General features: G+C 58.0%; 9 protein-coding genes and 1 pseudogene. 4 read left to right on the top strand and 6 right to left on the bottom strand.

Features of this window, described 5'->3' with window-relative positions; translation table 11 throughout:
* Nucleotides 1-73 precede the first annotated feature (73 nt).
* Nucleotides 74-929, bottom strand: a pseudogene (locus CR917_RS26935) (IS5 family transposase); the annotation flags it as partial.
* A 1570-nt stretch (nt 930-2499) separates the two neighbouring features.
* Between CR917_RS26935 and CR917_RS26925 the strand changes: the two are divergent.
* Entirely contained in the window at nt 2500-3300 is an 801-nt protein-coding gene (locus tag CR917_RS26925) for a class I SAM-dependent methyltransferase (protein WP_043861030.1), read from the top strand.
* 865 nt (nt 3301-4165) lie between these two features.
* Here the strand turns inward: CR917_RS26925 and CR917_RS26915 are convergent.
* From CR917_RS26915 to CR917_RS26900, 4 genes are all read right to left on the bottom strand, one after another.
* Nucleotides 4166-4465, bottom strand: a complete 300-nt coding sequence (locus CR917_RS26915) for a hypothetical protein (protein ID WP_043861032.1) — start codon at nt 4463-4465, stop codon at nt 4166-4168.
* 300 nt (nt 4466-4765) lie between these two features.
* The gene (locus tag CR917_RS26910; protein WP_146095037.1) at nt 4766-5044 is read right to left on the bottom strand and encodes a hypothetical protein; all 279 of its coding nucleotides are present in this window, start codon (nt 5042-5044) and stop codon (nt 4766-4768) included.
* Nucleotides 5045-5251: 207 nt separating this feature from the next.
* A complete protein-coding gene (locus CR917_RS26905) occupies nt 5252-5920 on the bottom strand; it encodes a GntR family transcriptional regulator (protein WP_088515149.1) in 669 nt (222 codons plus the stop codon).
* A 67-nt stretch (nt 5921-5987) separates the two neighbouring features.
* Complete coding sequence (locus tag CR917_RS26900) at nt 5988-6722, bottom strand: SDR family NAD(P)-dependent oxidoreductase (RefSeq protein ID WP_043861035.1); 735 nt, start codon at nt 6720-6722, stop codon at nt 5988-5990.
* A gap of 185 nt (nt 6723-6907) precedes the next feature.
* On the opposite strand from CR917_RS26900, the gene CR917_RS26895 reads away from it, so the two are divergent.
* Genes CR917_RS26895 through CR917_RS26885 form a run of 3 tightly spaced genes read left to right on the top strand, consistent with a single transcriptional unit; the run spans nt 6908 to nt 10380 of the window.
* On the top strand, nt 6908-7939 hold the full coding sequence (locus CR917_RS26895) for an ABC transporter substrate-binding protein (protein WP_054916130.1): 1032 nt from the start codon (nt 6908-6910) through the stop codon (nt 7937-7939).
* 57 nt (nt 7940-7996) lie between these two features.
* A complete protein-coding gene (locus CR917_RS26890) occupies nt 7997-9064 on the top strand; it encodes a phosphotransferase (RefSeq protein WP_104573015.1) in 1068 nt (355 codons plus the stop codon).
* A complete protein-coding gene (locus tag CR917_RS26885; protein ID WP_104573016.1) occupies nt 9061-10380 on the top strand; it encodes an aspartate aminotransferase family protein in 1320 nt (439 codons plus the stop codon). The genes CR917_RS26890 and CR917_RS26885 overlap by 4 nt, the downstream gene beginning before the upstream one ends.
* Before the next feature lie 20 nt (nt 10381-10400).
* Here the strand turns inward: CR917_RS26885 and CR917_RS26880 are convergent, their stop codons facing one another.
* The gene (locus CR917_RS26880; protein WP_054916127.1) at nt 10401-10910 is read right to left on the bottom strand and encodes a flavin reductase family protein; all 510 of its coding nucleotides are present in this window, start codon (nt 10908-10910) and stop codon (nt 10401-10403) included.
* Nucleotides 10911-10984 lie beyond the last annotated feature (74 nt).

Here is a 10984-nt window from a genome sequence, read left to right as displayed (position 1 = left end):
CTGAGGTCGGGCTTGACCCGCGAAGTTTTTCAGGCCGGCAACTACCCCAGCAGGTACACCCGTAGCCGCTNTAGGTTCTGTACGAAAAGAGATGTCGCAAACACCGCATGGAACAAGCCAGCGAGACCATAGCGGCATAGCTTTTCGCGAGCTTGTCGAAGTGCGTCACGATGCGTCGGTTCTCTTTCAGCCAGTCAAACATGCGCTCGATGATGTTGCGCTGTCGGTACTTGGGCCGATCAAACAGCCTTGGTAAGCCAGGCTTGGGTTTGCGCTTCATCGAGCGCAGCGGGATGACGGGTTGCATTCGATATCGGTCGCAATAACGGCGTAGCGCTTCGGCATCGTAGCCCTTGTCGGCAAGCAACCATTTACAGCGTTTACGCGGGCGGCCACGTTGGCTCAATGGAATGCTGACCTCGTCCAACAGGGGTTGGGCGTAGCTGATGTCACTGGCTTGACCGCCAGAGAGGAGGAAGCACAACGGTGTCCCGTTGGCGTCGCAGAGCATGTGGATTTTGGTTGTCAGGCCACCGCGACTGCGGCCTAGAGCGTGATCGGCAGGCTCGTCAGGCCCCCTTTTTTTTTCCGGCGCCTGATGAGGCTCGGGTTGCGCGTACAGCAGTTGAGTCGATCATCCAGGTCTGTAGATCAATCAAACCTTGCTCATTGAACCTCAGGTGCAAGCGTATGAGCATCTGATCGAACGTGCCTTGTTTTCGCCAAACCCGAAACCGTTGATACACCGTTGACCACGGGCCAAAGCGCTCCGGCATATCTCGCCACGCAGCACCTGAGCGGAGCACCCAGAGCACGCCATCGAGCATCAGGCGGTCGCTCAGGCGGGGCCGCCCCCGGCCATGGGTTTCGGTGAAGAGATCAGCAACCACAGCCCAAGCCTCATCCGAAAGTTCGTAACGCTTTGCCATCACAGGATTCCTTTCCGTAGATGGTTGGAAACCTTACAAAAAATCAGCTTCCGAGGGACGCCGATTAGGTTTCTCGGGATTTCGTACAGAGCCTAGCTTGATTTCAGCCCATGGCAGCCCCAATGAGTGCCCTGAGAGTGGGATCCTCGGCTGAGGAGGGGAGGATCTATAAGAAAGCCGTGACAAGACATCTCTCCCTGTTGTCTGGGGTGGGGGAGGGGTAGCCGGGTTGGTGGTTTAACCCCGATGGAGTCCACACTTAATGGATCGCGGCCTCAACCAACTGGGTGTAGCAGCCGAGAGCAGTACGTCTTATCGCGATGGAACGCTACTGAGAATAGATTAGGAGCGTTTCCTTTGAGAGGTGCGCGATTGGGCTGGCAACGAGGTGATGACCTGATGGGCAGATGTCCAGATGTCCAGCCAAGACCATCATCTCGCGCTCCGTTAATGCCGAGGGGCGCAGTCAAGCGTTTAGCCGTTCGGTAAGATGCAACACCCTAAGCTGCAACTAGTTGCGTCTTTCTGGGCGAGAAAATGAAAAAGCTTGAAAGGCCCGGTTTTATTGGGTTAAGCTTGTTTTCAAGGTGAGCAGTGAAAAGAGCGAACCACCCGTATAAGGGGGCTCTCCTTAGAGAAGGGTTCGAATCTCTACGCTTCCGCCACTTCTAAAGCCCTGATTATTCAGGGCTTTTTGCGTTTCTGAGGGTAGGGAAAAAGGCCTTGGAAACATACTTGGGAATTCTTTTCTTTCGCATTGTCCCCCCTATTGTTCATTCTGAGCCAGGATGATGCTGATCATGGCCACTAAACTGCGCTCTAATCCGTAACCTCAAGCAGGGCCCGCAGCTTTTTGTGTGTCTTCTGCTGCTTCACGCCCAGGGCAACGCCCTCGATGTAGTTCCTCCTCAGCACCCGCACGTCCGCAGGACGCTGTCCTGTCAGATACGCCAGATCCATGGACAGCATGGCTTGAAGCGTTATACCCAGTTTCATTCGGGCGTACTGGCTGCCAACCAATAGTCATCTGCTGCGGCGTTCGGTGAAGTGCCAATGGAGCTCTTCAAGCCAGCCGCGCTGGTAGCTACCTTCTAGCCGGTCAGCTCAGCCAGCTCGTTGTCCAGGAGTATTTCGATTTACGTGGGATAAGCCCCACGTCGCAAATGGTGGCGGAGGCGGGGAGGAGGTAGTCGCAGCTGAAGCTCGAACCGCTATCACTTGAGCTGGATGAGGTGCAGTTGGCGCTGGAGTAACCGCTGTGTGTGCGTATGATCTCGTAGCTGCCGACCTGGTTTCTATCTAGAGTCCATCTTGTATCCGAAATGTGATACTTGCATGAATCGGCTTGGGCAGTTATGTTCAAAAGTCTTCATTGAATTAATCTTGCATCGAGATTCTCCCGAAATGAATAATTAATGCGTATTTGCTTTTTGCGGATTTGCCAAAAGTCAAAGCACGTAATTGTTTGAGTTGATATGGCCTGTTACCTTGAATTGATCGATGGTGACGGCTAATAAAGCCTTCTTGCTTTACTGTTTGGCGTTGTTCTCTTCTGTAGGGATAAGTAACGATGACTGCCCGATTCTCCTCAAAAGATGTTTATGATCATAATCAGAATGTCTGGAATCGACTTGCTCGCGAAGGTTGTGATTGGTCGAAGCCAGTTTCTGCCGAAGTTATTCAAGCTGCTCGAAGAGGGGAGTGGAAAATACAACTTATCCCCGCAGAGCTCCCGACAGCGTGGCTTAACGATGTGCAAGGGAAGCGCATTTTGTGCCTAGCTGCTTCCGGAGGGCAGCAAGCCCCCGTGTTGGCGGCTGCGGGGGCTGAAGTGGTTGTGATGGATGCCTCTCGCGATCAGCTGGCATTGGATGATATGGTTGCAAAGCGAGACGATCTTTCTCTACGCACGGTCTTGGGAGATATGCAGGACTTGTCTGAATTTGATGATGAGTCATTTGACCTGATTTTTCATCCGATCTCGAATCTGTATGTGCCCGATATTCGTAAAGTATGGGCTGAATGTTATCGCGTACTCGGTAAGGGAGGAAAGCTGCTCAGCAGCTTTTACAATCCGGTAGTATTCATTTTCGACCGCTCTACTGACCTGGCTAAAAGCGGTTTGATGAAACCGCGCTTCACACTGCCTTACGCAGACATAACCGATCTGAATGCTGACGAAATTGAGGGTAAGATAGCGAGAGGTGAGGCATTCGTATTTGGTCACACGTTAGCGGAGCAAATAAGCGGGCAGCTGGAGGCGGGCTTGCTGCTAACAGGCTTCGAAGAAGCTTTTCAGCCGGTGCCCCGATTTCTGATCGACAACTACATGCCAACATTCATCGCAACGTGTTCCGTCAAGCCGGGGTAGCTTTTGTCTGGCCCCGCTAAAAGTGCGGAGCCAGCAACATCCGGTCTTTGCAATGACATTCGATACGTTCAAATCTCTCTGGCCACGCCCTTGGCCCTGATACCGAGGTCGTGGCACCTGCCTGTCTTCCGCAAGCTCCATGAGCTGCTCAGCGCACAGCGGTGCGTCGAGCATCTGGCGCGAGGCGGAATCATTGAATAGGGGTGATATGCTTTGCCGCTGACCAAACAGGGAGCGTGGCAATGGGGTGGAGAAGCAAGCTGGTAGCGCTCAGGCAGAGGTTCACGCGTCGGCAGCGGTTAGTTGTTGGTGGCGGCGTGTTTGTGGTCGCCCAAGTGGGCTCTTTCTCGTACCCGAGCCAATACTGGCTGTACCTGGTGATCTTCGGGGTTATCGTCCTGAGCAGCGCCTGGTCACCCGAACTGCACCGGAAGCGTTGATGCTCTGACGGGCAGCGTCGTCATTGAAGCACTCGCCAGCTCTTGGTAGGCCCGCTAATTGGTCTGGCTACGAGTGCCAGCCCGCCCGCACCGAACATCGCTGTCGAGGATGCTGGCCTCACTGTAAGCGATGACCCGGCGCACAACCAGTAGTGCTGCCTGGTAGATAGACACTTATTTTCTCTCTGAAAAAAGTTAGCCGCGCAAAATAATCGGGCTGTTTCGTGCACTATTTTTTCAAGGCGCTCAGGTGCGTGACGAGTGAACGACGATTGGCGGGTGGGCTGATCAGGGCCTAAAAAGAAAAACTTGCGAGCAGGCCATGGCGGCCTGCTGCAATAACAGTCAGGAGTAGCGAGTGCAATAGTGTTTTTTACTTTACAGCTTTTCTGGAGGGCTACTCTTTTTACGGTGCTTTCTGGCTTTTAAGATGCACTCCGGCAGCTTTCGCAGCGCCATCCCTTGTAACTTTCGGCTTTTTCAAGCGCTGCAACCAGATCACGACCGGCTATCGTGTTTTGGCAGTTGTTGTGTTTTTCGTTTGGTTTTCTCATCCCCTCGCATTGTTTCTTCAGGAAGGGGCTCACCACCGCCTGCTGCCTTGACGTAAGCGCTCTGAACCCCTTGTCTACGGCTAGCTGGGCGTAGCTTTGTACGCTCGGCTTTTCACCTTGGAATGCGTTCTGCGCGATAAGGGCCGAGAAAATCTCTCGCTCGATAGTCATTCGTTAATCCTTTATTCAACCAACAAGTTTGCTCATGTTTTTTATTATTCTGAGCAATGCGAAAGCATACGTTACCATCGGGTGAGGTTTTATTGAACTGGGTTTCCATCCAGCTATAAAAACGCACGGCTTCACATTTTTTGGTCAATAAAGGTTGGGTTCCTGGTATTTAAAATATTTCAATAGGTCATTGTTACAATTTATTTCTTGTTCAAAAAAAGTTTCGCTCTCACTTTAATGGGTTCGTGCACCGTGTAAGTTTCCTGCCTTTCCCGCTAAGTTTTACGGTGACGACACGCCTTATGAGTTTTTATGAAGTTCCGCGATTTCCTGTGCCGGGCTGCCACTGAGTGCGCAGCTCGTGGGGAGCACTCGCCCTGTCGATTTCAGTTGCAGGTCGTGCAGGTCCTTCGTCAGCCCCTGGTTCATCGCCACAAGCTTGGCAATGTTCCTGCGCGCCTTGCCCAGCTCTCGGGTCAGGTATTCGGCCTCATTCGTAATGAGCACCACCTGGTGCTTCCACATCTCCAGCTCAGTGGGCGCTCCGAAGCCGTCAAAGTCTTCAATGTCTTGGGTCATTTCCGCCACCATATGGGTACTGTTTGTATATACAGTAATCCAGTCGAGCGAGCGCGGCGAGCCGAGGCGACGAATTGCACGGGGAGGGGGATTTTTTCGGTCGGCAGGACGCCGGAACAGGGGTGAGAATCGGTTTCAGAACGCCAGCGGCGCCACTTGCAGCATGCGGCCTGTCGCATGCCGAGTTATCGCCAGCACCACGCCCCTTCAGTCATGCTCCATCTGAACATACTCCAGCATCTTCTGGCTCCCATCCAAAATGTCACTGCAGATCGCCAGGCGAGCCGCCGCACCATCGCGCTGCTTCAACGCCTCCAGCACATCCCAGTGATGATCAATCGCCATGCGCTCGTTGAACCCGCCGTAGGCCCGGGCAATCAGCGGCCCGGTACGCATCCACAACCCATCCAGCAGGCTGACCAGCACCGGCATATCGGCGATTTCCGCCAAACTGAAGTGAAACTCGTGGTTGAAGGTCAGCGCGGACCTCAAGTCATTGTCCTTGATCGCCACCAGGTTGTTCTGAATGCAGGTTTGCAGCCGCGCCACTTGCTCCTCGGTCGCCAGCGATGCAGCTGTTTCGGCCGCCAACCCCTCGAGCGAGAGCCGGATGCTCCTGATCTCCAGGTACTGCTTGGAAGTCAGTACCGGCACACGAATGTCCCGCGGTGTCTTCAGAACCAGCGCCTGCTCCTTTGCCAGTTGAAGAATCGCGTCCCGCACTGGTGTGACACTCGTACCCAGCTGTTCGGCAAGGTCGCGTATGCGCAGCCGGTCGTTAGGCTGGAAGCGCCCTGTAATCAGGGCTTCGCGCAGCAGGCCATAGATACCGCTGCCAAGGTAGGAGTGTTTCAGGTGCTCAATCGGATAATTCATCGCGTACTCGTGTGCGGCGCAGGCCCGGCGGGAGAGGGGAGGCTACCGGCAGCGATTATCGAGTAACTCAAACATGTTGCCCACCGTTTACATGGATTTCTGCGCCATTGACGTACGAAGCGCCCTGCGTGCAGAGAAAATGCACCAACGCCGCGACTTCCTCGGGCTTGCCCATGCGTTTCATCGGGATCGATCGCTCCACGATCAGCTCGGTGCCAGCGGACAGGATGGAGGTGTCGATCTCCCCCGGGGCGATCGCGTTCACCCGAACCCCATAGGGCCCGAAGTCGTGCGCCATCTCGCGCGTCAGCGCCGACAGCGCCGCTTTGGAGCAGGCATACGCCACCCCTGCGAACGGGTGCACCCGCGAACCGGCAATGGAGGTGACGTTGATCACCGAGCCCTTTGCCGCCTTGAGCTCCTCGAACAACCCCCGCGCCAGCAGGGCCGTCGAGAAGATGTTCACGTTGAACACGTTCAGCCAGGTCGAGTAGTCGGACTCCAGCACCCCCAGTCGCTCCCCATCCGGGCCTTTGGGTGAAACGCCGGCGTTGTTGACCAACGCATCCAGCCGCCCCCCGAGTTTTTCCCGGATTTCCGGAAGCCTGCGCTGTATGTCCTCCACGCTCCCCAGGTCGAGGTGAATGTGGTTGGCGATGCCTTCGGCCCAGGGGCAGCCTTCGCCCAGGTCCTGCCTCGAGGCGGTAAACACGCGCCAACCCGCAGCACTGAAATGTTTCACGGTGGCGTGGCCGATGCCCCGGCTGGCACCGGTGAGAAGCAGCGTACGTTGATCGGTCATGGCGGGTTCCCTGTTCATTGGTGAGGGCAAGTGTAGCGTAAAATATGATGCATCATATTTATTATGTGTTTTAATGCGTCCCGTCCCCACCGGGGAAGCGTCACGTTCGATCGATTGCTGCCACTACAAGAAAACTGCCATCCCTTTAAAGCTGCCCACGACCCGTAGCTGACCTGGAGAGACGCATGAATAAGAAAATCGCAGCTGTACTTTTGCTCGCAACCATCGCAAGCCCGCTGTATGCCGCTGAAAAGCTGACCGTGGTGTCCTTCGGCGGCAACAACCGCCAGGCGCAGGAGAAGGCGTTCTACAAACCCTTCACCGCCCAGACCGGCGTGGCCATCACCGCCGACGACTACAACGGCGAAATGGCCAAGATCAAGGTGATGGCCGACACCGGCAAAACCAGCTGGGATGTGGTGGAGGTCGAATCGCCCGAGCTCATCCGTGGTTGCAGCGAAGGGGTGTTCGAACCGCTGGACTGGAGCCGGATAGGCAACAAGGAAGACTTCATTCCTGCGGCCGTCAGCGACTGTGGTGTCGGCATCTTCATCTGGTCCACCGTGCTGACCTACGACCCCAAGAAGCTCGCCTCCAGCCCGCAAGGCTGGGCCGACTTCTGGGACCTGAAGAAGTACCCCGGCAAGCGCGGCCTGCGCCGCGGCGCGAAGTTCACGCTGGAGTTCGCGCTGCTCGCCGATGGGGTAGACAACAAGGACCTCTACACGCTGCTGGGTACTGAAGAGGGTGTCAAACGTGCGTTCAAGAAGCTCGATGAAATCAAGTCCAGCATCCAGTGGTGGGACTCCGGCGCGCAGCCGCTGCAATGGCTGATCGCCGGTGACGTGGTCATGACCTCCGCCTACAACGGCCGTGTCACCTCTGCCCAGGAGGAAGGCCAGTCGTTTGCGATGCAATGGAATGGCAGCCTCTACGATCTCGATCACTGGGCCATCGTGAAAGGGGCGCCGAAAAAGGAACTGGCCGAGCGCTTCATCGCGTTCGCCAGCGAGCCCATGCAACAGAAGAACTTCGTCGAGGCCATCCCCTACGGGCCCAGCAACACCGGCGCGATGGACCTGCTGGACAAGCGCGTGGGCGAAAAACTGCCCACCGCCCCGCAAAACCTGAAAAACGCCCGTGCCACCGACGCCGAGTTCTGGATCGACCACGGTGAGGATCTGGAGGAACGCTTCAACGCCTGGGTCAACAAGTGATGCATGGCGCCCCTGAAACCGGGGGCGCCATTCAAAGGCCGTATAAGGATGCGAGTCATGCCCCTTGAAAATCTGGCTGTCGATGACAGCCTGCTCGAAGCTGCTCCGGCACGGGTCACCGATGCGCAGGCGTGTGCAGTGCTGCGCCAGCAATTCGGTTTGAGCGGCACGCTCGAAAAACTGGGCGGCGAGCGCGACCTCAATTTCCGCGTGATGCTCGAAGACGGCTCATCCCGGTTGTTCAAGCTCTCCCACCCGCTTGAAAACCCCGATGTGGTCGACTTCCACAACCAGGCGATGCGAAGAATCGAGCTTCGCGATCCCGGGCTTGCGGTTCAGCGCGTGCACCCCTCGCTTGAGGGCCAGTACGCCACCTTCGTCGAGATCGACGGGCAGCGCATGCTGGCGCGGCTGCTGTCCTTCGAAGATGGCATGCCCCTTCACTGCGTGAGTCACCCCACACCGACGTTTCGCCGGGTCATCGGGCAGTCCATCGCCCGGCTTGACGTGGCGCTGCAAGGGTTTGCCCACCCCGCCGCCGGGCATGCGCTGCTGTGGGACATGCAGCACGCCGCGCACCTTCGACCGCTGCTGGTGCACATCGAACCCGGCCCCGGACGAAGCCTGGTGCAGCGCAGCCTCGAACAGTATGCGTCGGTGGTGGTGCCCAGCATCCCCGGGCTGCGCAAGCAGGTCATTCACAATGACACCAACCCGCACAACATCATCGTGGATGCCCACAACCCCGATGTGCTGCGCAGCATCCTCGATTTCGGTGACATGGTGCATGCGCCCCTGGTCAACGAGGTCGCGGTTGCCGCTTCCTACCACCTTGGGCAGGTAGGCGATGTACTGGAGCCGGCCCTGGATGTGATTGTCGGCTACCACCAGTGCAACCCCCTGAACCAGCAGGAGCTGGCGCTGCTGCCCGAGCTGCTGGCCACGCGCCTGGCGTTGGCCCTGTGCATCAACTCCTGGCGCGCCGAACTGCATCCGGACAATCGCCAGTACATCCTTCGAAACACCCAGCGTGCCTGGGCAAACCTGAAGGCACTGTCGGCGCTGCCTCGCGCTGAAACAGAAGACCGAATTGCTTCGGCCTGCCTGCGAGCAAATCGAGCATGAGCATGATCAACGGCTTCACGTCAGCTGACGCCACCCGGCTTTCGGCATCGCAGCGACGCCTGATCGAGCGCCGCGAGCGGCTACTGGGCCCGGCATACCGCCTGTTCTACGAGCGACCGCTGCACACCGTTCGAGGGGAGGGCGTATGGCTCTTCGACGAGCAGGGCCGTCGTTACCTGGACGCCTACAACAACGTTGCCTCCATCGGTCACTGCCATCCCCGGGTGGTCGAGGCGATGCATCGGCAGTCGCAGGTGCTGAACACGCACACCCGTTACCTGCAGGAGGGCATTCTCGACTATGCCGAGCAGTTGCTCGGTACCTTCACCGATGACCTGGATCGCGTCATGTTCACCTGCTCCGGGAGCGAGGCGAATGATCTGGCGCTGCGTATCGCCAGGCACTGCACCGGTGGCACCGGCGTCATCATCACCCGGTTCGCCTACCACGGCGTCACCGCAGACATCGCCGAGCTTTCACCATCGCTTGGCAGCGCCATGGTGCTCCCGGTGCATGTGCGCACCGTTCGCGCACCTGACGCTTACCGTCTGGGGGCCGAAAACGTGGCGTCGATGTTCGCCGCAGAAGTGCGCGCCGCAATCGATGACCTCAAGGCGCACGGCATCCGCCCGGCGGCAATCCTGCTGGATGGCATCTTCTCCAGCGACGGCGTGCTGCCCGGGCCGGCGGGCTGTATCGCCGAGGGTGTGGCGCTGGCCCAGGCCGAAGGCCTGCTGTACATCGCCGATGAGGTACAGCCGGGTTTTGCGCGTACCGGCCTTAACATGTGGGGGTATACCAGGCACAACGTGCGCCCGGACCTCGTCACCCTCGGCAAGCCCATGGGCAATGGCCAGCCCATTGCCGGCATCGTCGGGCGCTCCCAGGTGGTCGATCACTTCGGCAGGAGCATGCGCTACTTCAATACCTTTGGCGGCAACCCGGTCTCGTGCGCGGCAGGCCAGGCGGTGCTGGACGTCATCCGCGAAGAACACCTGCAGCAGAGGGCCCATCACATTGGCAGCTATCTGCTGGACGGCCTGACACGGCTTGCCCGGCGCCATGAACTGATCGGCGACGTCAGGGGGGCCGGCATGTTCCTTGGGGTTGAGCTGGTCACCGACCGCGCCACCAGGGCACCCGCAGCCAGGCAGGCCCGCCAGGTGGTCAACGCGATGCGCGAGCAGGGCGTACTGATCAGCGCCGCTGGTCCGCACCAGAACGTGCTCAAAATCCGTCCGCTGCTGGCGTTTACCGAAGAGCATGCGCAGATGCTTGTGGAAGCGGTCGATACCGCGATGCAAGGGGCTTGTTGAGAAGGCCAGGCCCCTGTTCCTCAGCCTGCACCGTGGGCGGCGAGGTTGCAGTATTGCCCCTTGAAGTACAGCAAGGGCTGTGTGGCGGCAGTTTGCTGCAGGTTCAGCGCCTTCACTTCGCCAATCACGATCAGGTGATCACCGGCGACGTGTTCGGCGTGGATCTCGCAATCGAGCCAGTGCAGGCTGCCGGCAATGATCGGGTTGCCCAGTGGCGATGCCTGCCATTGCACGCCCTGCCACTTGTCGGTACCTCGTCGGGCGAACTGGTTGGAGATCCCGACCTGTTCACCGGACAGGATATTGACCGCGAAGCGGCCTGCCTGGCGGATCCTGGGGTAGCTGGCCGAACCGGCCATCACGCTGAACGACACCAGCGGCGGGCTCATCGACACGCTATAGAACGACTGGCAGGTAAAGCCGACCGGCTCCTCCTCGATCTGCGACGTGATCACCGTGATACCGGATGCGTAGTGCCCGAGCGCTTCGCGAAAGCGCAATGGCTCGATGGCAGTACTGGAACGTGACATGGTAGGTCCTGGCTGAAGGGGCGGATCCAAAGGCGGTGGGGAGGGGGCAAGCCGCTCGATCAGCGCTGCAACCC

It is taken from the genome of Pseudomonas sp. BRM28 (genome assembly GCF_002939405.1).
Lineage (GTDB): Bacteria > Pseudomonadota > Gammaproteobacteria > Pseudomonadales > Pseudomonadaceae > Aquipseudomonas > Aquipseudomonas palmensis.
This window is presented reverse-complemented; position numbering and strand designations above follow the sequence as displayed.